This window comes from Pseudomonas sp. P7759 (assembly GCF_013386445.1).
GTDB classification, from domain to species: domain Bacteria; phylum Pseudomonadota; class Gammaproteobacteria; order Pseudomonadales; family Pseudomonadaceae; genus Aquipseudomonas; species Aquipseudomonas azotoformans_A.
Genome location: NZ_JACART010000047.1, coordinates 43,002 through 64,201, shown reverse-complemented (window position 1 = coordinate 64,201; position 21,200 = coordinate 43,002). Strand labels below are relative to the sequence as shown.

16 protein-coding genes are annotated in these 21,200 nt (G+C 62.5%); 6 read left to right on the top strand and 10 right to left on the bottom strand.

Features of this window, described 5'->3' with window-relative positions; genetic code table 11:
* Window positions 1-35: 35 nt before the first annotated feature.
* From HX823_RS26135 to pbpC, 4 genes are read right to left on the bottom strand one after another with little or no spacing between them, the layout of a single operon-like run.
* On the bottom strand, window positions 36-638 hold the full coding sequence (locus tag HX823_RS26135) for a DUF4136 domain-containing protein (RefSeq protein ID WP_016977011.1): 603 nt from the start codon (window positions 636-638) through the stop codon (window positions 36-38).
* 24 nt (window positions 639-662) lie between these two features.
* Window positions 663-1,412, bottom strand: coding sequence for a methyltransferase (locus HX823_RS26130; protein ID WP_033897334.1), 750 nt, complete (start codon window positions 1,410-1,412; stop codon window positions 663-665).
* The gene (locus HX823_RS26125) at window positions 1,405-1,713 is read right to left on the bottom strand and encodes a MazG-like family protein (RefSeq protein WP_038843772.1); all 309 of its coding nucleotides are present in this window, start codon (window positions 1,711-1,713) and stop codon (window positions 1,405-1,407) included. Before HX823_RS26125 ends, HX823_RS26130 begins: the two co-directional genes overlap by 8 nt.
* Window positions 1,714-1,766: 53 nt before the next feature.
* The gene (gene pbpC, locus HX823_RS26120) at window positions 1,767-4,097 is read right to left on the bottom strand and encodes a peptidoglycan glycosyltransferase PbpC (protein ID WP_050572392.1); all 2,331 of its coding nucleotides are present in this window, start codon (window positions 4,095-4,097) and stop codon (window positions 1,767-1,769) included.
* Between the two features lie 90 nt (window positions 4,098-4,187).
* Between pbpC and HX823_RS26115 the strand changes: the two genes are divergently transcribed.
* The gene (locus HX823_RS26115) at window positions 4,188-4,481 is read left to right on the top strand and encodes a hypothetical protein (RefSeq protein WP_010213476.1); all 294 of its coding nucleotides are present in this window, start codon (window positions 4,188-4,190) and stop codon (window positions 4,479-4,481) included.
* Window positions 4,482-4,619: 138 nt separating this feature from the next.
* Here HX823_RS26115 and HX823_RS26110 read toward each other — a convergent pair whose 3' ends face one another.
* Entirely contained in the window at window positions 4,620-9,518 is a 4,899-nt protein-coding gene (locus HX823_RS26110) for an alpha-2-macroglobulin (protein WP_177077416.1), read from the bottom strand.
* A gap of 179 nt (window positions 9,519-9,697) precedes the next feature.
* Here HX823_RS26110 and HX823_RS26105 point away from each other — a divergent pair, with 179 nt between their 5' ends.
* The gene (locus HX823_RS26105; protein WP_033897337.1) at window positions 9,698-11,035 is read left to right on the top strand and encodes an MATE family efflux transporter; all 1,338 of its coding nucleotides are present in this window, start codon (window positions 9,698-9,700) and stop codon (window positions 11,033-11,035) included.
* On the opposite strand, the gene HX823_RS26100 is transcribed toward HX823_RS26105, so the two are convergent.
* From HX823_RS26100 to HX823_RS26080, 5 genes are all read right to left on the bottom strand, one after another.
* Window positions 10,980-11,873, bottom strand: a complete 894-nt coding sequence (locus HX823_RS26100) for an alpha/beta hydrolase (RefSeq protein WP_177077414.1) — start codon at window positions 11,871-11,873, stop codon at window positions 10,980-10,982. The genes HX823_RS26105 and HX823_RS26100 overlap by 56 nt on opposite strands.
* A gap of 98 nt (window positions 11,874-11,971) precedes the next feature.
* Window positions 11,972-13,885 (bottom strand): arginine decarboxylase, encoded by a 1,914-nt coding sequence (speA, locus tag HX823_RS26095; RefSeq protein WP_033897339.1) that lies wholly within the window; start codon window positions 13,883-13,885, stop codon window positions 11,972-11,974.
* A 143-nt stretch (window positions 13,886-14,028) separates the two neighbouring features.
* The gene (locus HX823_RS26090; protein ID WP_012722004.1) at window positions 14,029-14,400 is read right to left on the bottom strand and encodes a translation initiation factor Sui1; all 372 of its coding nucleotides are present in this window, start codon (window positions 14,398-14,400) and stop codon (window positions 14,029-14,031) included.
* 182 nt (window positions 14,401-14,582) lie between these two features.
* On the bottom strand, window positions 14,583-15,119 hold the full coding sequence (locus tag HX823_RS26085) for an NUDIX hydrolase (protein WP_177077412.1): 537 nt from the start codon (window positions 15,117-15,119) through the stop codon (window positions 14,583-14,585).
* 2 nt (window positions 15,120-15,121) lie between these two features.
* Complete coding sequence (locus tag HX823_RS26080; protein WP_370468598.1) at window positions 15,122-16,099, bottom strand: DUF2333 family protein; 978 nt, start codon at window positions 16,097-16,099, stop codon at window positions 15,122-15,124.
* A 324-nt stretch (window positions 16,100-16,423) separates the two neighbouring features.
* On the opposite strand from HX823_RS26080, the gene HX823_RS26075 reads away from it, so the two are divergent.
* From HX823_RS26075 to accB, 4 genes are all read left to right on the top strand, one after another.
* Window positions 16,424-18,094, top strand: a complete 1,671-nt coding sequence (locus HX823_RS26075) for a PleD family two-component system response regulator (RefSeq protein ID WP_038844720.1) — start codon at window positions 16,424-16,426, stop codon at window positions 18,092-18,094.
* A 53-nt stretch (window positions 18,095-18,147) separates the two neighbouring features.
* Window positions 18,148-20,109 (top strand): methyl-accepting chemotaxis protein, encoded by a 1,962-nt coding sequence (locus tag HX823_RS26070; protein WP_177077410.1) that lies wholly within the window; start codon window positions 18,148-18,150, stop codon window positions 20,107-20,109.
* A 145-nt stretch (window positions 20,110-20,254) separates the two neighbouring features.
* Window positions 20,255-20,710, top strand: coding sequence for a type II 3-dehydroquinate dehydratase (aroQ, locus tag HX823_RS26065; protein WP_010213488.1), 456 nt, complete (start codon window positions 20,255-20,257; stop codon window positions 20,708-20,710).
* 24 nt (window positions 20,711-20,734) lie between these two features.
* A complete protein-coding gene (gene accB / locus HX823_RS26060) occupies window positions 20,735-21,196 on the top strand; it encodes an acetyl-CoA carboxylase biotin carboxyl carrier protein (RefSeq protein WP_017136744.1) in 462 nt (153 codons plus the stop codon).
* The last annotated feature ends 4 nt before the right edge of the window (window positions 21,197-21,200 follow it).

Sequence of the window (21,200 nt, the reverse complement as noted above, 5' to 3'; positions counted from 1 at the left end):
CAAAGAGCGAACCGCGCTAAAGATGAGAGTAGCTGTTAACTGGGAGGATACGCCGTCATCGCCTTTTGCACCGCCTGGCGCAAGGCATCTCCCCGCTCACTGAGGCTTCCCTGGCTGCCGGTTTCCGCACTGGCACTCCACACCGGCTGGCCGGTGCGGGCATCGAACAGGTTGACGCGAACCACCACGACCTGCACTTCATAGGTGCGCACGATCGGCACCGAGTTGTACATGCCATAACCATTGCCATAGCGGTTGTAGCCGCCGTAACCGTAGCCGTAGTCGTCCTGGACCTGCTTGAGGCGCTTCTCCAGGCGCACATCGGCGCTGACAAACAGGTCTGCCGGGCGATTGTCATGCAAGGGGCGCAGCCCGCGCTGGTCAAGGGCACCGCTGACCGCTTCGGCAATCTGCGCCGAATCCGCCCAGGCCGTGCCCGCCGGCAACTGGCCGTTGCGCCAGGCCCAATTGCGGTAGGCGCCGTAGTCGCGCACGGGCGCCGGGTAGGCGCTGGCATCAAAGGTATTGGCCGCCTGGGGCGGCGCCGGAGGAATCGGCGCCGAAGCGGCAACATAGGGGTTCGGGCTGGAACACGCGCCCAAACCGAGGGACAACAGGATCAAACAGAGACGACGCATTTCGACCTCCGCAGACTGGGCCGCTTAAACCGGACGGCAGATCCAGTGCAAATAACGCCCAAGTCCGGCAAAGCTTGGGTGACGACGGTGAGCGAGTTCCATCTCCAAAAGGTCCTGCAAATTGGCGCGGGCCTGGAATTCCACCGGCATATAGTCGTGGAACACCCGCACGCCGCTTTGGCTTTCGACCTGCCAAAGGCCATCGAGTTGCGCCGCCAACTCACGGGGATCGAGGGGTTGTTGCGGCGTCAGGCTCTGCTTTTCGCCGGCCATGTCGTTCTTGCGCATTTTGCGGAAGTGGCCTTTGAGCAGGTTGCGGTAAATCAGCGCATCGCGGTTGTAGAACGCCAGCGACAGCCAGCCGCCGGGCACCGTGAGCTGGTGCAGCACCGGCAGGATCGCGTGGGGCTCGGCCAGCCATTCCAGCACGGCGTGGCACAGCACCAGGTCGTAAGGCTCAGTGAGTTGGCCGAGCAGGTCTTGCCAGGGCGCATGGATAAAGGTGGCAGTCTGCCCGGCATCGGCGAAGCGTTGGCGGGCGCCTTCGAGCATCGGCTCGGCGGGCTCGGCCAGGGTGACCTCATGGCCTTGTTCGGCCAACCACAGCGACATATGGCCCAGGCCCGCGCCGATATCCAGCACGCGCAAAGGGCGTTTCGGCAGCGCTTCGGTCAAGTCGGCCTGGAGCACCGCCAGGCGAATCGCGCCTTTGGCACCGCCGTAGATTTTCTCGGCGAAACGCGTGGCCAGCTGGTCGAAATGACGATCACTCATGGGCAAACCGCCGTTCACTGTCGGCCAACTTGGCGCGCACCACCTCGTTCATGTCCAAGCCCAACTCGCTGCACAACAACAGAAGATACAGCACGATATCGCCGACTTCCTGCCCGGCATGGGCGAGTGTGTCGGCCGGCAGTTGGCGCGACTGGTCTTCGGTCAGCCATTGGAAGATTTCCACCAGCTCGGCCATTTCCACGCTGGCGGCCATGGCCAGGTTTTTTGGGCTGTGGAATTGTTTCCAATTGTTGGTATCGCGGATGCGGTGCAGGCGTTCGGTGAGGTGTTCGAGGTTCATGCGGCAGGCTCCTGAAGGTGGATAGCTTCGGGCCGAAAGCGCCGGAAGGCAAGTTAATCCACCACACTGAACTCGATCCTGGCCGTCTGCCCCGCCTCGTCCAACACACTCAACTGGTAGCGGCCCAGGCGCTCGAAACTGGTGTTGATAAAGTCCTGGTTGGCGCTATCCCCCAGCGGCGCGCCATTGAGGAACCACCAGCGTCGCCCGCTGCCTCCCAAGGCGGAGATTTTCAGGCGCAGGGGCTGTTGGCTGGCGGCGGGCAGGCGCAGTTGGTCGCCTTCGCGCACGCCGACAATCGACAACGGCGACGACGCCGCCAATGCCGGAGGCGGGCACTCGGGATCGGCGGCCGGGATACGCGCTTCACGGCGCTCGACCCGTGGCAGCCAGGGTTCCAGCGGCGCGGGCCACAGGGCGATGTTTTTCGGCTCGGCGCCGGGGCAATGGGCGTCGACCCGCAAGCCCTTGGCATTGACCCACACGCTTTCCATCAAACCCACGCTCAACGGCTGGTCCAGTGCCTGCAAGGTGGGCGGCGTAGTGTTATCCAGGGTCCAGGCAAAACGCTGGCGCCGGCAATTGGGGTCACTGCGGCTCATGGGCTGGCCCAGCGGCCAACAGATCGCCGCCACACCGACATTGGCCGGCACCGGTTTGACGGGGGCGCTGATACCACGCTGGCTGTCGCGGTTGGTCAGCACATCATGCACCTGCAACATCAACGGCGCGGCCGAGGCCAGGCCGAACTGGCCCGGCACCGGCGTGCCGTCCGGGCGGCCGATCCACACGCCGATCAAATAACGCGGGCCCACGCCGATGGCCCAGGCATCGCGAAAACCGTAGCTGGTGCCGGTTTTCCAGGCCAGCACCGGGCGTTGCACCAGTTCGGCACGCGGGTCGCGGTCGGGCCGCGCCTGGCCGCTGAGGATGCGCCGCACAATCCAGGCGGACCCTGGCGACAGTAACGGCCGTTCCCTGAGCGTATCGTCCGGCTGCAATCGAATAGTGGCGCTCCTGCCGTCCCGGGCGAAGGCACTGTAGCCGCTCACCAGGTCTTCGAGGCGACTGCCTGCGCCGCCCAGGATCAACGCCAGGTTCGGTTCGGCCAACGCCGGCAGCGCCAAGGGCACGCCGCCGATGCGCATTTGCGCAGCAAAGCGCTTGGGCCCATAGGCCTCCAGCAACTGCACCGCCGGCAGGTTGAGCGAACTCGACAGTGCCGTACTCGCCGGCACTGCACCGGTAAACCCCATGGAGAAGTTGCCCGGCCGATAATCGCCATAACGCCGGGGCACATCCTGCAACAAGGATTCAGAGTGGATCAGCCCATCATCCAGGGCCATGCCATAGAGGAATGGTTTCAGGGTGGAACCCGGCGAACGCAAGGCGCTGATCATGTCCACGTGGCCGAAGCGCTTGGCATCGTTGATATCCACCGAGCCAAGGTAAGCACGTACGGCCATGCTTTCCTCCTCCACCACCAGGATCGCAGCGGACGTGTGCTCCGGCAGCCGCGCGCGCCAACCCAGCAGCAGGTCTTCAAGACGGCGTTGCAACGTGGCATCCAGGGTGGTGCGAATCAGCGGCGGGCTGTCGGGGCGGTTCAGGCGGCGCGCTAGCAAGGGCGCCAGGCTCGGCTCCAGGCGTGGGGCGAGCAGCAGCGGTTCTTCCAGGGCTTCATCGACGGCCGATTGTGGCCAGACCTGGAACTCCGCGAGGCGGCGCAGCACTTTGTCGCGGGCTTGCTGGGCACGTTGGGGATGGCGATCCGGGCGCAGACGGCTGGGCGCCTGGGGCAGCACGGCGAGCAAGGCGGCTTCGGCGTGGGTCAGTTGCCCAGGGGATTTGCCCAGGTACGCCCAACTGGCCGCCGCCACACCCTGCAACGTGCCGCCAAACGGTGCGCGGTTCAGGTAGAGGTTGAGGATTTCGGCCTTGGACAGGTGCCATTCCAACTGCGCCGTGCGCCACAACTGGCGCAACTTGCCGTGGAAGGTGCGTGAATGCGGATCGAGCAAGCGCGCCACCTGCATCGACAAGGTGCTTCCGCCCGACACCACCCGCGCGCCCGTGAGGTTCTGCCAGGTCGCCCGCGCCAGCGCCAGCGGGTTCACGCCGGGATGCTGGTAGAACCAACGGTCCTCATAGGTGAGCAGCGCGTCCAGGTAATACGGCGATACTTCGCTGGTTTGCACCGGGTAGCGCCACACGCCATTGGCATCGGCAAACCGCCACAACGGCGTGCCATCCTCGGCCAGTACCACCCGCGCCAGGTCATCCTTGGGCAAGGGGAGCGGCCAGATGCGGTCGGCCAGCCACAGCAAGGCCACCACCAACAACAGGCCGGCCAGTGTCCAACGGGCAACTAAACGCAAACTCAAACGGGCAAACCTCTATGCTGGTAGGGAACTAGCCTGTTGCAATAACAACCAAAGGCACAGATACGCCCACCTTCTCATCAGGACACACATATGCAGGTAGAAAGCTTTTTCGAATGGTTGGGCCAGGCGCTCGGTTCCATCATCCGTTTTATCGTCGACGGCCTCAGCGGCCTGTTCGGTGCACTGACCAATGCCGGCGGCAACTTCATCGATGGCTTGTCCCGCACCTTGGGCATGGACACCTCGATCATCAGCATCATCACCCTGATCATCGGCCTGATGCTGCTGTACTCGGCGGTGCGCGCCTTCATGCGGGCGTCGATCATCATGGGGATTATCTGGTTACTGTTGGGCCTGTGGCTACTGAGCTGGGTTGTCCACTAACCCAAAAACACCACAAATCCCTTGTGGGAGCGGGCTTGCTCGCGAATGCGGTGAGTCAGTCATAGATGCGCTGACTGATACTCCGCATTCGCGAGCAAGCCCGCTCCCACATTTGAACCCCACTTCAAATTGAGACCTTCACCGCCCCTTGATCACCAGATCCGCCGGCGTCTCCCCTACCGCCTGCCAGTTCGGCCGGTACATCGACTCCACTTGCGGCGATGGCACACGGTAAGTACCCGGTGTCACGGCACGCGCCAGGTACAGCAGGTGCGTGGAGCCGGAGCCTTCCAGGTTGATCGCCGCCACGTAGCGGTCATCACGGAACTCCTGGTGCTTGAGTGATGCGTTCTGCATCGACTCACGCCACTCCTTCACTTGGCTGCTGGCGTTTTCCAGGCTGGCGGCGCTTTGCGCCAGGTTCTGGTTCTCCAGTTCCAGGCCCGCCGGCAACAGGTCCACCACCAACGCATCCGGCACCCGCTGCTTGGCGCTGACCGCCAAATGCACCAGCACCAGATCGCCACTGTTGAGGCTGCGCAGGTTCAACGGCTGGCCGTTCATGCCCAGGTATTCGCGGCGGATGCTCAGGTTGTCGCCACCCGGTGCCGGTGGCACCTGTGGATAACCCGAAATCGTCAGTTGCTGGTACACCGGCGTCTCACCCTGATTGCTCAAGGTCAGATCACTGGACAACCACTTGCCCTCCAATTCCAGCGTCGACTGCTGAGTGTTCAGTTCCTGCACACCGCCACTGCCCGTCAATGACACTTGCCAGTTCGCATCAGGCTTGGCAAACCCGAGGCGCCCGGCCAGGAACAGCGAGTTGCGCTCCTGGGTCGACAAATACGGGCTGACCGCGAGTTGATCCGACAGCGTGAACAAGCGCTCCTCACGCTTGCCCTTGGCCAAGTCGTTCTCTTCCAGCAAGGCCAGGATCATCGCCTGGTCGCGCAACGGGCTGCCGTAGTCGGCCAGCCATTCATTGGCATTGCGTTGCGCGGCCAAGCCAGCGAGCAAGGCTTGGTCCGCACGCGGCTGGTCGCCCATCTTCTGCAACGCGATAGCCAACTGCACCAGCGGCAGACCGGAGCGCGCATCACTGCGGCGCTCAAAGATGCTGCGCAACGCGCCCAACGGCGCCTGCTGACTGCGCGCCAGCACCATGCCCGCGTAGGCCTGCACGGCAAAGCGGGTGTGGTCGGCGTTGTCGCTGTAGTCGACGTCGATCAGGTTGCGTTCCTGCACGTAGCGCAGCAGACGCTCGCTCGCCTTTTTCAAGGCTTCAGGCGGCACCGCGAAACCCTGGTCGCGAGCGCGCAGCAGGAAGTCGGTGACGTAAGCCGTCAGCCAATATTCCTCTTCGCCATCCGCGCCCCACAACCCGAAGCTACCGTTGTAGCGCTGCATGCCCAGCAGGCGTTCGATGCCCAGCTCGATCTTGCGTTTGCGTTCGCTGTCCGACTCGCCTTTGATCGACAGGCGTTTGAGCAATGCATCGTCGGCATACAGCGACGGGTACAGGCCGCTCGCGGTCTGCTCCAGGCAACCGTAGGGATAGGCCTTGAGCGCACTGATCTGCGCACCGAGGTTCAGCGGCGGCCGACTCGACAGGCTCAGCAGCGCCTGGCGCCCCGAGGCGTCGAACTGATCCAGCGTCCCCGCCGGCAAGCTCCACGGTTGATCCTTCAGCACCGCGCGATAGTGCTTGAGCAGCGCCGGATAAGCCGGGCGCACGCCCAGGGTCCATTCGCGCGTAAACGGCGGCAGGTTCTCACCCGGCAGGTCCAGGCCATTCACCGTCACCTTGACCTTGCCCTGCCCCAACCCGCCCCAGGCTTTCACCGGGATACGCAGGGTGGTGCGCTGGCCTTGCTTGAGTTCGACGCTTTGCGCGCCGTTGCTGACCAGTTCCAATTGCCCATCGGCGCTCAATTGCACGTCGAGTTTCTGCGCTTTGCCCGACAGGTTGGACAGGTCCAGCGCCAACGTGGTCTGGTCACCACCCGCCATGAAGCGCGGCGCCGACAGTTCGGCAATCAGCGGCGCGGCAATTACCGTCTTGGCTTCGGCCATGCCGTAGCGATCATCGCTCCAGGCCTGGGCCATCAGGCGCAGCTCGCCATTGAAGTCGGGAATATTGACGCTGACTTCGCCCTCGCCTTGCTCGTTCAACGTCACAGGCGCGCTTTGCAGGGCGACGATGGTCACGCTGGTGTCCGGACGCTTGCCACCCTTGGCCAAGGCCGCGTCACCGCCAAATGCCAGGCTGGCCAACCTGCCCTGGCCGGCTTCAATCAACTGGCCGTAGATATCGAACTGGTCCACGCCGTAGGCCTTGCGACCGAACAGGCTGGAATACGGATCCGGCGTCGGGTATTCGGTGATATTCAGGATGCCCACGTCTACCGCCGCCACCAGCACGTGCACCTGTTTCGGCACGCTGCCATCGGCATTCTTGGCGGCGATTTTCACGGTCAGCGGCTGTTTGGGACGCATTTTTTCCGGCGCGCTGAGGGTCACGCCGAGTTTGCGCTGGGTGCGATCCAGCGGCAGGTGCAGCAGGCCCACCGCCCGTTTGGGCGTGATGTTGGCTTTGCGCTCGCCGGGGCGGATCACCAAGGCGCTGACATACAAATCATGGCGCGACCATTTCGGATCGAGCTTCACGGCAAAGCTTTTGCCTTCAGCCGGCACCTCGATTTCCTGCCACCATAGCGGGCCTTCGGCGGACTCCACCAACAGGTAGCCCTTACCCGCAGCCGGCGGCGTGACGGTCACATTGGCCGTATCGCCATCGCCGTAGGCCGGTTTATCCAGCGCCAGCTTGACCTGGTCGGGTCGCACGGCGCCGCCTTCGGTGTTGTCCTGGGCCTGATAACCAGCCCAAAAACGCAGGCTGCTAACCAAGCCGGTTTGCGGGTCTTCAACCTCGACGCGGTAAGGGCCCCACTCCACCTGGAAGCTGACCTTGGCCGTGTCTCCCGCCTTGATGTTCAGGGTCTGCTCGTCGAGGTTGAGGAATTTCTCGTTGAAGTGATAGCTCCAGCCGTCATTCTCGGAGTAGTTCCAGTAGTAGTCGCGGCGCTCACGCACCAGGCGCACCTTGAGGTTAGGCGCGGCGAGCTTCTGCCCGTCCTGGTTGGCCAGCAGCACTTCGAATTCCGCCGGGCCGTCGCCATTGGTTTCCTTGCCGTCAAACAGTCCGCGCAGGCCAGGCAGTTGCTCGGCGGGCCAGATCGGCTGCACCAGACGCCGGGTGATCGGCCGTCCGCCCGACTCTTGCAGGCTGGCCTGCACGATCAGTTGCAGCGGCGACTTGGCCTCGGCCCATTTGCTTTCCAAGGTCAGCGATTCCTGGCCCTTGGCGTCGAGTACGCTTTCGTCCAGTTCGAAATCCTGGCTCAGTTCTTCTTCGGTGACGGAGCCGAACTGATAGCCCGGCAGCGACTTGACCGCTTCGCGCAACGGTCGTACATAGACTTGGCCGCTGACGCGATTGCCCGAGGCAGGCGCGCCGTACAGGTAACGGCCGTTGACCTGGATCACCGCGTCGTCCGCCGGCTTCAACGGGGTGTCGCTGCCCTTGAGTTCCAGCGCCAGGCGCTCGGGCAGGAAGTCTTCGACAAGGAATTCATACAGCTGCGGCTTGCCATCACCCAGGTCGAATACCAACTGCCAGCGCCCGGTCGGCGCTTCGCCAGCCAGTTGCAGTTGATATTGATACAGGCCGGAGGCATCGGCGTCCCACACAAATTTGCGGCTGACCTGCTCATCCGGGCGACGCACTTCGACGCTCACCGGCTGCGGCTTGACGGCATTGCCGTCCTTGTCCCGCAGCAGGGCATTGAGCAGTACGGTTTCGCCAGGGCGATACAGGTCGCGCGGGCCGAATACAAAGAACTGCAAAGGGTGGGAGGGTTGGCCGCCAATGTCGAACTCGGCCAGGTCCAGCGCCGCGCTGTCGAGGCGCAACATACTGGTCTGTTCACCTTGCTTGGCGAGCAACACCTGGGCCTTTTTCGGCAATGGCAACTCGGCGTGGCCGCCCTTCTCGGTCTTGCCCTGGCCCAACACGCGGCCTTCGGCGTCGAGTACTTCAAGGTCGACGCCATCCAGCGCCTTGCCGCCTTCCAGCGCCTGGGTAAACACGTCCAGGCGATTGGCGTAGCGGTGCACCGACAGGCCGATATCGCTCAGGGTAAACAGCGTGGCCGGTTGGGAATAGTTGTACGTGCCCGAAGCCCGCATGACAGCCAGGTACACGCCGGGCTGCTGCAGTTGCTTGAGGCCGGCGATCGGCAGCAGCAGGGTTTCGCGGGTGTTGCGCGCCGGGTTCAGGTCGAAACGGCCACCGTAGACCAAGTCGGCCAACGGCAGCAGTTCGCGGGATTCATAGCTTTGCAGGCTGGTGTTGCGGCCCCATTGCGCGAGGAAGGTGGGCAGGGATTCGGGCTTGATGCGGAAGAATTCGACGTCGATCTTGTCGACGTTCAGCGCGATCACCGGCAGGCCTTCGGCCAGGCGCGTCGGCAGCAAGGTGCCACGGCTGGCAAAGCCGACGGTGGCTTGCAGGTCGCGGGTTTCCAGGCGCGCGCTGTATTCGGCGGCGAGGGTGTTGTCGTTGACCGCCTTCACACCGGCGTCGACTGTCAGCACCAGCTTGCGCTGTGGCTCCAGATGGCGCAGGCGCAATTCCATCAGGTTGTCGGAGATTTCCCAGGCGCCATCGACCTTGCCGGACTTGCTGTCCACCAGGTGAAGTTTGTCGGCGAATTTTTGATCGGGATCCAACGGAATGGAAAAGCTCACAGAGAGCGTGCTGGCGCCGTCGAGCTGCACTTCGGAAACGTCCACCACACTTAACTCACGCCCGGCATAACGCTGTTTCAGCGCCGCCACATCCACCGCGGCCTTCGCCGGTTTGGGCGCCACTGTCGCTGCTGCGGGAGCGGTCGGTACCGCCGGTTTATCGGAGGAATCGCAGGCGCTCAGCAGGGCCAGCGCGCAAGCAAGGAACAGTCCTTTGTTAAGCATGGGGCACTCGTTTGTGAGGGGGTCCGAGAGGTGAACTATATATCAGCCCGCAGGGGGCCGATGCGGTGCTGGTCACATTGACCGACGGAGGGTGGTTTGGTTCTGAGGTCATCCTTGATCAAGTCAAATCCCACAGCCAAGGGCAGCCAGTTACAATGCCGCTCCCCCAAGGAGCCCGCATGCCCACCTTACTCACCGACTGGCGCCACCGCCCCACCCACCGCCGCGTCTGGGCCCTGGCCGCGCCGATGATCCTGTCGAATATCTCGGTGCCGTTGGTGGCGCTGGTGGACAGCATGGTCATCGGCCACCTGCCTCACGCCCACCAGTTGGGCGCCGTGGCCGTCGGCGCCAGCCTGTACACCTTCCTCGCCTGGGCCATGGGTTTCCTGCGCATGGGTTCCACCGGTTTCGCCGCCCAGGCTGCCGGGCGCAATGACGGGGCGGCGCTGCGGCAGATCCTGCTGCAAGGCCTGCTGCTCGCACTGGGACTGGCGATGCTCTTGGGCACGGTGGGCATTCCGCTGAGCCATCTGGCCTTGGAGTGGATGCAGCCCTCTCCCGAACTCAATCAACTGACCCAGGATTTTTTCCACACCCGCCTGTTCGGCCTGCCCGCCGCATTGGCCAGCTACGCATTGGTCGGCTGGTTTCTCGGTACACAAAATGCGCGGGCGCCGTTGGCGATCCTGCTGACCACCAACCTGGTCAACATCGCGTTGAACCTGTGGTTCGTCCTCGGCCTGGATTGGGGCGTGGTCGGTTCGGCGCGTGCGTCCGTGGTGGCGGAATGGACCGGCGCTTTGCTCGGCCTGGCGATGACGCAGAAAGCCCTGCGCGCCTACCCCGGCCATATTGCCTGGGCCGCACTCAAACTGTGGGAGAGCTGGCGCCCGCTACTGGCGGTCAACCGAGACATTTTCATCCGCAGCCTCGCGCTGCAATCGGTGTTTTTCATGATCACGGTGCAGGGCGCGCGACTGGGCGATGCCACCGTGGCCGCCAATGCGCTGCTGCTCAACGGCCTGTTGCTGGCCGCCCACGCCTTGGATGGATTGGCCCACGCGGTGGAAGCCCTGTGCGGGCATGCCATCGGCGCCCACGACCGCCAGGCCCTGCGTCGTTCATTGGTGGTGGCCGGCGGTTGGTCGTTGATCGCGAGCATCGGCTTTGCGCTGCTGTTCACCGTGGCCGGCCACCTGTTTATCGCCATGCAGACCGATATCCCCAGCGTGCGCGAAACCGCCGACCTCTACCTGCCTTACCTGGCGATACTGCCGTTGATTGCGGTGTGGAGCTACTTGCTCGACGGCCTGTTCATCGGCGCCACCCGCGCGCGGGAGATGCGCAATGGCATGCTGCTGACCGTCTTGCTGACACTGCCCTTCGCCTGGGCGTTGCAGGGTTTGGGCAACCACGGGCTGTGGATAACCTTCCTTCTATTTATGGCCCTGCGCAGCCTTACCTTGTGGGCGATTGCCTGGCGCTTGAACCGGCAGGACCAGTGGCTTGGATAAAGGCTGTGACGCGGTCCAGTACCGGCGCCAACCAACGCAAAGGTCTGGCGATCGCCCCCACCAGCGTCTGGTGGTTGGTCTTGCCGAAATAGACTTCCTCCACCGGCACACCCGCCGCCCGTAATTGCTGGGCCAGCCCGCCGGTGTTGCGTTTGGGGTTGACGAGCTTGTCATCCGTCGACGCGATCAAGAGGCTGGGCGGTGCGTCACGGCTGACGTGGTTGATCGGCTGGGAATCCGGCGGTGAATCCGGGAAGAAAAACACCGGTTTCACGTCAGGGTTTTCAATCGGCAGAAAGTCATAGGGCCCCGCCAGGCCGATCCAGCCTTTAAAGATTGACGGCGTCAGGCCAACCTCTTTCAACCAACGCGCATCCAGCGCCAGCATCGACGCGTTATAGGCGCCGGAGCTATGCCCCATGACATAGAGCTGTTGGGGATCACCACCATATTGGGCGACGTGTTGATAGGTCCAGGCAACGGCGTGGGCGTTGTCTTGGAGGAAAGCGGGATAACGCACTTGCGGGTAAAGTCGGTAATCGGCGATCACCACCACGATGCCGCGTGAGGCCAGGGCTTCGCCGACGAAACCGTAGTCGCTCCTGGAGCCGCTGTTCCAGCTGCCGCCGTAGAAAAACACCACGACTGGAGCATTGGAGATAACAGGGACAGGCCGGTAGATATCGAGTTTTTGCCGGGGATCATCGCCATAGGCGATGGCTGAAGTTTTGGTGAAGGTGTTGGAGGGGGTGAGTGCGTTGAGCACTTTGATCGGGGAGCAGGCCGCAAGGCATGCCGCGACGACCAGGGTGAACGCTTGCAAGAATACTCTCGACATCGCCAACCCCTTATACGTGTGAAGACAGACTAATGTGGTGAGCGGGCTTGCCCCGCGCGAGGCAAGCTCGCTCACCACAAAGACCGAGTTTTACGCGGTTACGAGGACAGGTACGAAGAACGCGTCAGGCCCAGACGCAAAGCATCCAGGAACTGGGTACGCTCCGAAGCACTGATTTTCGCGCTCGCGCATTTGTCACGGTAATGCGTCATCAACTCCTCCGGCGACAAGTGCACATAGCGCAGCATGTCTTCGATGGTGTCGTGGGTCTCGATACCGGCGCTGTACACCGAACCGTCTTCACGCTGGTAGATGTTCACCGAGTCGGTGTCACCGAACAGGTTGTGCATGTCGCCGAGGATTTCCTGGTAAGCCCCGACCAGGAAGATACCCAGCAAGTAGTCCTCACCTTCGTTCAAACCGTGCACCGGCAGGCTGGTCTCGATGGACTGCTCGTCGACGTACTGCTTGATCTTGCCGTCGGAGTCGCAGGTCAGGTCTTGCAGCACGGCGCGGCGCAGCGGCTCTTCGTCGAGGCGATGCAGCGGAAGGATCGGCAAGACCTGGCCGATGGCCCAGGTGTCCGGCAGGCTCTGGAACACCGAGAAGTTGCAGATGTACTTGTCGGCCAGCTTGTCGTTGAGCTCGTCCAGCACCTGGCGGTGCGAGCGCTGGCGGGCCTTGAGCGAGTTGTGCAGGCGGCGGCACACGGCGAAGTAGCACTGTTCGGCGAGGGCTTTCTCGGCCAGGGTCAGTTTGCCGTCGGCGTACTGGGTGGCCACGTCGCTCATGTAGTGCGTTGCACGCCAGTAGGTTTCGGTGACCATCTCGATGTCGGTCGGGCCGAGCAGGTCCACCAGCCACTGCACGGTTTCCGGCAGGGCTTCTTTATTCTCGATCACCGGAATTTCGTCGTTGTGTTTCTCGACGTCGGTGACCTGCACCACCAGCATGGCGTGGTGGGCGGTCAGGGAACGGCCGCTTTCGGAGAAGATGTTCGGGTGCGGCAGGCTCTGCGCGTCGCAGAATTCCTTGAGCATGCCCACGACCACGCCGGCGTAGTCGTCCATGTCGTAGTTGATCGAGCTGGCGTTACGCGAGTGTGTACCGTCGTAGTCCACGCCCAGGCCACCGCCGACGTCGATGTGGTCCACCGGCAGGCCAAGGTTGCGCAGCTCGCCGTAGTAACGGATGGCTTCCTTGAACCCGTGCTGGTAGTCCGCCAGGTTGGCGATCTGCGAGCCCATGTGGAAGTGCAGCAGGCGGATGCCCTGGTCCAGGCCGGCCGCGCGGAAGCGCTCGACCACCGACAACAGTTGCGCCGCCGACAGGCCGAACTTGGATTTCTCGCCGCCGGTGTCCGCCCACTTACTCGATGCCAGCGACGACAAACGCACGCGCAGGCCAACCTGTGGCTTGACCTTGAGGCTGGCGGCTTCTTCGATCACCAGTTCAACTTCGGATTCTTTCTCGATCACGATGAACACGTTGTGGCCGAGCTTCTGGCCCATCAGCGCGAGGCGGATGAACTCACGGTCTTTGTAACCGTTGCAAACGATGGTGCCGCCCTTCGGCGCCAGCGCCAATACGGCGAGCAGCTCAGGCTTGGAGCCGGCTTCCAGGCCAATCGACACGTTCTGGGTGGCGATGATGTTCTCGATCACCGCTTCTTGCTGGTTGACCTTGATCGGGTACAGCGCGGTGTACTTGCTCTGGTATTCCAGGCGCTCGATGTTGGCATCGAAGGCGCCGGTCAGTTGGCGTACACGGTCTTGCAGGATGTCGGGGAAGCGCACCAGCAGCGGCAACGACAGGCCGCTCTTGCGCAGCTCATCGACCTGTTCGTACAGGTCGACCGGCGTGCTGTTCGGGCCGTTCGGACGGACTTCAACGCGACCGGCATCATTGATCGCGAAATACCCGGCCCCCCAATGGCGAATCCCGTAAACACTGCGGCTGTCCGCAACTGTCCATTGGCTGCCATCGTCTTTGCGTGTGCGTCGTACGGACATCGAAGTCCCCTATAAATGAAGTCGAAGGCACCGCCCCTATCTGAGGCTGGCGCAGTCTAAAGAATGAAAATGACGATTTGCCTGCGTGCAAGGTAGGACCCCACGCGCAGGACAGAGTTTAGACACAGGTCGGGAAGAGGCTTTCAGCCGCCGGACTTCTTGGCCTTGTACCCGAGCTTGATCAGCTCGGCCAACAGCAACTCGACGTGATCGCCCTGGATCTCGATGACGCCGTCTTTCAACGCGCCACCGGTGCCACAGCGTTTTTTCAGCGTCGTGGCCAGTTCCTTCAGGGCTTCTTCGGCCAACGGCACGCCGGTGATGGTGGTCACCGTCTTGCCGCCACGGCCTTTGCTCTCGCGGCGTACGCGGGCAATACCATCGCCTTCAGGGATCAGGGTCTGTTTGCAGGTACACGAATCCACGGGCTGACGACAGTCCGGGCAGTGTCGACCTGCGTCGGTGGAAAATACCAGGCCACCAAGGGCGGCGAAGGATGCGGCTTTTTTGGCCACCGGCAATCCTCTTGGGAGGATGAAGACTGATCGGCACCCGCAAAGCGGTGAACCGACCGCGAAGCCCCACTCAGGCAGGGGCAGCGCTACCGGACCGCCAAGGCGGTTCGGGTGAAAAGTCGCGCAGTGTAACCACAAAAAGCCGACTTGCTAAGAGTCAAATGGCGCCAATTTATGCAACTTTAGCGACGCGAGGCCAGATAACGCCGCAACCCTTCCTGGGCATCCGGGCAGTAAGGCTTTTGCCCAGCTTCTTGCAGGACTGTTTCAAGGGGTAAAAAGCGCGCTTCCATGACCTCTTCCGGCTGTAGGCGCAGCGGCCCATCCCAGACGGCAGAGTAGGATTTACACCAGAGCCGGCTGTCGCCATCCTCGAAATAGAAATGGTCGTGCTCGACCAACTCCACTCCGCTGACGCCCAGTTCTTCCTCCAGCTCGCGGGCGGCCGATATTGAATAGGATTCACCCGCCGCTACCATTCCACCCGCCGCCGTGTCCCAGAACCCTGGATACATGGCTTTGCTCAGCGTGCGCCGATGCACACACAGCTCGCCACGGGAGTTGAACAGGAAGATAAAAGTGCAACGGCCAATCAGGCCGCGCTGACGCAGGTCGGACCTGACGAGGGTGCCGAGCAGGGTGTCCCGCTCGTCGACCCAGCAGATCAGTTCAGCATCGGAAGCCGCGCGGTGTGCGGCCTCCTTTTGAGTAGCGTCCATCATCAACCCTGGTTGAGTAGCTGACGCAAGTCGATCACTGCAGCGTTTGCCCGGGAAATGTAGTTGGCCATCACCAGCGAATGGTTCGCCAGTACCCCGAAGCCACTGCCGTTAAGAATCATAGGACTCCAAACCGGTTCTTGCGAGGCTTCCAGCTCACGAATGATCTGGCGCACGCTGACCGTGGCGTTCTTCTTGGCCAGTACATCGGCAAAATCGACTTCAATGGCACGCAGCAAGTGCGACAACGCCCAAGCCTGGCCACGGGCTTCGTAGAACACGTTGTCGATCTGCATCCATGGGGTTTCCACCACTTCTTCATCGACCTGCGGCACTTCACCCGGCGCCAGGGCTTCGGTTTTCAGTGCGGTGTTCAGTTTCACCCGGCCGACGCTGGCCGACAGGCGTTGCGACAACGAACCCAAGCGCGTAGCGACGTCGCCCAGCCAGTTGTTCAGGTTGTCGGCACGCGCATAGAACAGCGCGCCGCGCTGGTTCGGGTCGGACAGGCGTGCTTCGTAGCGGCTCAGGGAATTGATGCCTTCCTGGTATTCCGACTCACTGGATGGCAGCACCCAGCTCTTGTTGTCGAAGTTGAAGCGTGGCTCGGCCTTGGCCAAGTCCGCGTCTTCGGCTGACTGCGACTGTGAGCGGGCGAAGTCTTTACGCAGGGCGCGGGTCAGGTCGCGCACCTGCACCAGCACGCCGTATTCCCAGCTCGGCATGTTGTCCATCCACAGGCCCGGCGGGAAGCGGTCGTTGGAGATGTAGCCACCGGGCTTGTTCAGCAAAGTACCGACCACGGTCTTGAGGGTTTCGACCGTGGTGTAGCCCACCACCATCTGCTTGCCTTCCTTCTCGGCGGCCAGCTGCGCATTTTGCTGCACCGGAAACAGCGCCGGCTCTTCGCTCCAGTACCAGCCCAGGGCGCCGGTGACCAACAGGTACAGGCCGAGTACGCTGAGCACGGCGCGGCTCATCAGCACGGTACGAAAATAGCCGCGGTTGGCCGACTTGGGCTCAGGCGCGGGGCCTTTGGCGCTGCCTGCACGGTTTTTCCAGTCCAGCATGGCGATATCCTTTCAATCACTTGAGTTCAGGGCGTACGTTCAAACACTCCGACCATAACCCTACCGCATCGTGCCCACCCGTGCGGGGCTTTTTACCGTGCGCGACCACCCAGTCAGCAACTGAATACTACCCAGACGCAGTTTATTGACGTATGACACTCATCCTATGGAAAAGAGGTGCTAGCATAGAGCCATCAGTCGACCTCAGCATGCACCCTAACTAGTAGTCAGGATATGACCGAGCCAGAAGACCCCAGCCGTGAGCGTCTCAAGCAGCATTTTGCCCAGCGGGTAATTCATCAGGCACGTCAAATTCTTGAGATCTGGCAGCGCCTGCAACGCAGCGAATGGTCCGGCGCCGACCTCTCGGAACTCAGCGAAGCCAATTTGCGCCTGCTGCGTTTTGCCGAGCGCTTCGAACAGCCGGAACACAGCCAGTTGGCGCGACATATCGGCGACTCCCTCCGGGCGGTGGACGAGAACCGTGGCCGCCTGAGCAGCCACCTGATCACCGAACTCAACCGCTTGATGCAACGCCTGTCCCGCACCGGCCTGCGCCAGGGCGACCAGCTCGAACAAACCTTCCTGCCGCCGATGCGCAAGCCGATCTACGTGATGCTGGCCGATCACGACCGCGCCGAGCGCCTGGCCAAGCAGCTGGAATTCTTTGGCATGAGCGCTCAGTCCCTCGACAGCGTGGCGGCATTTCGCGCGTCGATGGCCGAGCGCCTGCCTTCGGCGATTGTGATGGACGTAGACTTCTGCGGCGCCGGTCTGGGCCTCAAGCTCGCCGCCGAAGCCCAGGAAGGCCTGGAGCAAAAGCTGCCGCTGCTGTTTTTCAGCCTGCACGAAACCGATACCCCGACCCGCCTCGCCGCCGTACGCGCTGGTGGCCAGGAATTCCTCACCGGCACGCTGGAAGCCTCCAGCCTGCTGGAAAAGATCGAAGTGCTGACCTGCGTCGCCCAGTACGAACCGTACAAAGTACTGATCATCGACGACTCCCGGGCCCAGGCGCTGCACACCGAGCGCCTGCTCAACAGTGCCGGCATCGTCACCCGCACGCTGATCGAACCGATCCAGGCCATGGCCGAGCTGGCGGATTTCCAGCCCGACCTGATCATCCTCGACATGTACATGCCTGCCTGTACCGGCACGGAACTGGCCAAGGTCATCCGTCATAACGATCGTTATGTGAGCGTGCCGATCATTTACCTGTCGGCCGAAGACGACCTGGACAAACAGTTGGACGCCATGAGCGAAGGCGGTGACGACTTCCTCACCAAGCCGATCAAGCCACGCCACCTGATCACCACCGTGCGCAACCGCGCGGCCCGCGCACGCAACCTCAAGGCGCGGATGGTGCGCGACAGCCTGACTGGCCTGTACAACCACACCCATATCCTGCAATTGCTCGAAGACTGCAGCTTCCGCGCGCGCCGCGAGAACAAGCCGCTGAGCTTTGCCATGCTCGATATCGACCACTTCAAGCGGGTCAACGACAGCCACGGCCATCCCATGGGCGACCGCGTGATCAAGAGCTTGGCGCTGTTTCTCAAGCAGCGCCTGCGCAAGACTGACTATATAGGGCGCTACGGCGGCGAAGAGTTCGCCATTGTGATGCCCGATACCGACCTGGAAGCCGCGTGCAAGGTGCTCGACGAGATCCGTTGCCGCTTCGCCGAAATCCACTACCCCGCCCAGCCCCAGGATCTGTGGTGCACCTTCAGCGCTGGCCTGGTGGAGCTGCATGATGGCTGCGACAGCCTGATGATGGCGGCCCAGGCAGACGAGGCGCTGTACCGCGCCAAGGACGCGGGACGCAACCGCGTGCAAGCCGCGCGCACGTCAAAGCAAAGTGCCATCTTTTCACCGGAATTCACTGATTCGGTCATAACCCTGTAACGAAAACGCAATAACTTCAGGCACTTATCTTTTGCCGTCGGTTGAAACCCCGCATGCGCCTGAAGCTGCTGACCAATCTCAACACCCTCCTACTGGTGGCCGTATGCCTGGCGCTGGGCGCGACCCTGTGGTGGTCGCAACGCGCGCTGGAACGGCCGTATTTGCTGATGGAACGCTACCTGGGTTTGTCCCAGGCTTTCCAGAACCAGGCCGCGCGCAATATCGACGACTACTTGGCCAGCGGCGACGCCCTGCGCTTGAGCAGTGCCAGCCAGAGCCTGGAAAGCCTGTTGCAGCATTTGGATGAGTTGCCGGCGGACCTCGCGCAAAACCTGCGCCCGAGCCTGGTGGACCTGGATGCGTTCAGCAAGACCGACTTGCTGGCGGCCGGCAAACTGGCGGGCGACCCGCAAGCCCTGTTGCTGCAGGCCGAGCGCGAATTGGGCGCGAACCTGGAGCAGTTGAGCCAGTACGCCATTGGCGTGAATACCCCGGAGGCCGCCCGTTATCTACCGCCCTTGCTGGCCGCGTCACAACACCTGGGCAAACTGTCCCTGGCCCGCGACAAATTGGTAAGCAGTGGGCGCGCAGAGCTGGCCGATGACGTGGAGCGCGAAGTCGGCAACATTCGCAGTCAAGCCGATGCGCTGGAACAGCTGCCGTTGCTGGGTGTGAAAGCCAGCGCCGAATCCAGCGCCGACGACTTTTCCGCACTGATGGGCCTGGAGAACACCGAGAAAACCGAAGCCCTGGACACAGGCGTCGACCTCAAGCGCGAACTCAACAGCCTGCTCACCCGCTACCCCGCCGAACTCAAGCGCACCCGCGAACAGATCCAGCAACGCACCGACCTGGCCGCCAAGACCCACCAGAAAATCGACACCGTGCAGCAAGCCATCGCCGGTCTGGAACCCGTGGTGCGCGCGCAGCACGGCAAGATCCAGAGCGAAGTGCGTCTGATGCAAGGCGTGATGATCGGCCTGATCCTGCTGATCGCGCTGCTGATCGACACCCTGCAACGCCGCCTGGCGCGGGTGCTGACCAACCTGGCACCGGCCCTGTCGACCTGGGCCGAGGGCGATTTCAGCCAGCCGATTGCCTTGGGCAAGACCAACCGCGAGCTGCACGACATCGAAGCCTCCCTGAACCGCCTGCGGGCTTATCTGGTGGATTTGGTCGGCACTATTCGCGGCAATGCCGAGGAAGTCGCCGGCAGCAGCCGTGCGCTGGCCGAACTGAGCAGCGGCCTGCACGATGGCGCCGAACGCCAGGCCGGGGATACCGCGCAGATCCGTGATTCGCTGGGTGAGCTGGAAGCGACCATCCAGCAAGTGGCGGGCGATGCCAGCCAGGCGGCGGGTGCCAGTCGCAGTGCTGGCCAGGCAGTGGAGCAAGGCCAACGCGTGATCGGCCTGAGCCTGACCGGGCTGCATGCCCTGGTGGGTGAAGTGCAGCAAAACGCACAGATGATCGAAAAACTCGCCGAAGAATCCGCCACCATCGGCGGCGTGCTGACGGTGATCCGCTCGATTGCCGACCAGACCAACCTGCTCGCCCTCAACGCCGCCATCGAGGCCGCTCGCGCCGGTGAAGCCGGACGTGGTTTCGCCGTGGTCGCCGACGAAGTCCGCTCCCTGGCCCAACGCACCGCCGGCGCCACCGCAGAGATCCAGACCCTGATCGCCGGCCTGCAAAGCGCCGCCCATCAATCGGTGCAAGGCATGCGTGCTCAGGTCGAGCACGCCGAGGCCACCGCCCAGCAAGCCCAGGCAGCGGACGGCGCGCTGGATGAAATCGTCGGGGCTATCCAGACCATTTCCGACACCGCCGTGCGCATCGCCGATGTGACGGCACAGCAGAGTGGCGCCGTCAGTGAGATTCGCGACAACAGCGAGCGGATTCACCAATTGGGTGAGGATAACTTGCTGCGAATCGGCCAAGGCCGCAGCCAAGGTGAGCACTTGCTGGTGCTGGGTGGGCAGCTCAACACCGCCGTGCAGGCGTTTCGTGTGTAACTGACCGAATCCGGCCTCACAGTCACAAATTTCGCGCTATCCTCGCTAATCGTGCTGCCTACTGCATAGAACTGGACAGTCACAAAGGCTTTGCGGCATAGTCGCCGGGTTCTGCCGTACCCACATCAATAACAAGGAACAGCCGATGGCGACCTTACTGGTTCTTCACGGACCCAACCTGAACCTGCTCGGCACCCGTGAACCGGGCGTCTACGGGGCAGTCACCCTGGACCAGATCAACCTCGACCTGGAACGCAGGGCGCGTGAAGCCGGCCACCATCTGCTCTACCTGCAAAGCAATGCCGAGTACGAATTGATTGATCGCATCCATGCCGCGCGTGGCGAAGGCGTGGACTTTATCCTGATCAATCCCGCCGCTTTTACACACACAAGCGTTGCATTACGTGACGCATTGCTGGCGGTGAGCATCCCATTCATCGAAGTGCATTTGTCGAACGTGCACAAACGCGAAGCTTTCCGCCATCACTCCTACTTCTCCGACGTAGCGGTAGGTGTGATCTGCGGCCTTGGCGCCAGCGGTTACCGACTGGCCCTGGAGGCCGCCCTGGAACAACTTGAACAACCGGCCAAGCGCCCCTGACCGACCCTTGGGAGTTGATGATTCATGGATATCCGTAAAGTTAAGAAACTGATCGAACTGCTGGAAGAATCCGGTATCGACGAGCTGGAAATCAAGGAAGGCGAAGAGTCCGTACGGATCAGCCGCCACAGCAAGACCCCGGCCCAGCAGTTCTACGCGCCACAGATGCAAGCACCGGCGCCGGCTGCTGCTCCAGCCGCCGCACCTGCTGCTGCCGCTGCACCTGCCGCTCCAGCTGCTCCTGCGCTGAACGGTTTCGTGGTCAAGTCGCCAATGGTCGGTACCTTCTACCGCACCCCGGCACCGACCTCGCCTGCCTTCGTTGAAGTCGGCGCAACCGTGAAAGTGGGCGACACCATCTGCATCGTTGAAGCGATGAAGATGATGAACCACATCACTGCGGAAAAAGCCGGCGTCATCGAATCCATCCTGGTAGAAAACGGTCAGCCGGTTGAGTACGACCAGCCGCTGTTCACCATCGTTTGAACCG

Excerpts from the sequence above, each read along its gene's own strand:
- accB (WP_017136744.1), top strand. The coding sequence starts at position 20,735 with ATGGATATCCGTAAAGTTAAGAAACTGATCGAACTGCTGGAAGAATCC.
- HX823_RS26080 (WP_370468598.1), bottom strand. The coding sequence starts at position 16,099 with ATGAGCCGCGCCGTGCTCAGCGTACTCGGCCTGTACCTGTTGGTCACC.
- HX823_RS26100 (WP_177077414.1), bottom strand. The coding sequence starts at position 11,873 with ATGTCGAGAGTATTCTTGCAAGCGTTCACCCTGGTCGTCGCGGCATGC.
- HX823_RS26125 (WP_038843772.1), bottom strand. The coding sequence starts at position 1,713 with ATGAACCTCGAACACCTCACCGAACGCCTGCACCGCATCCGCGATACC.
- HX823_RS26110 (WP_177077416.1), bottom strand. The coding sequence starts at position 9,518 with ATGCTTAACAAAGGACTGTTCCTTGCTTGCGCGCTGGCCCTGCTGAGC.
- HX823_RS26115 (WP_010213476.1), top strand. The coding sequence starts at position 4,188 with ATGCAGGTAGAAAGCTTTTTCGAATGGTTGGGCCAGGCGCTCGGTTCC.
- aroQ (WP_010213488.1), top strand. The coding sequence starts at position 20,255 with ATGGCGACCTTACTGGTTCTTCACGGACCCAACCTGAACCTGCTCGGC.
- HX823_RS26130 (WP_033897334.1), bottom strand. The coding sequence starts at position 1,412 with ATGAGTGATCGTCATTTCGACCAGCTGGCCACGCGTTTCGCCGAGAAA.
- HX823_RS26070 (WP_177077410.1), top strand. The coding sequence starts at position 18,148 with ATGCGCCTGAAGCTGCTGACCAATCTCAACACCCTCCTACTGGTGGCC.
- speA (WP_033897339.1), bottom strand. The coding sequence starts at position 13,885 with ATGTCCGTACGACGCACACGCAAAGACGATGGCAGCCAATGGACAGTT.
- HX823_RS26135 (WP_016977011.1), bottom strand. The coding sequence starts at position 638 with ATGCGTCGTCTCTGTTTGATCCTGTTGTCCCTCGGTTTGGGCGCGTGT.
- HX823_RS26105 (WP_033897337.1), top strand. The coding sequence starts at position 9,698 with ATGCCCACCTTACTCACCGACTGGCGCCACCGCCCCACCCACCGCCGC.
- HX823_RS26085 (WP_177077412.1), bottom strand. The coding sequence starts at position 15,119 with ATGGACGCTACTCAAAAGGAGGCCGCACACCGCGCGGCTTCCGATGCT.
- HX823_RS26075 (WP_038844720.1), top strand. The coding sequence starts at position 16,424 with ATGACCGAGCCAGAAGACCCCAGCCGTGAGCGTCTCAAGCAGCATTTT.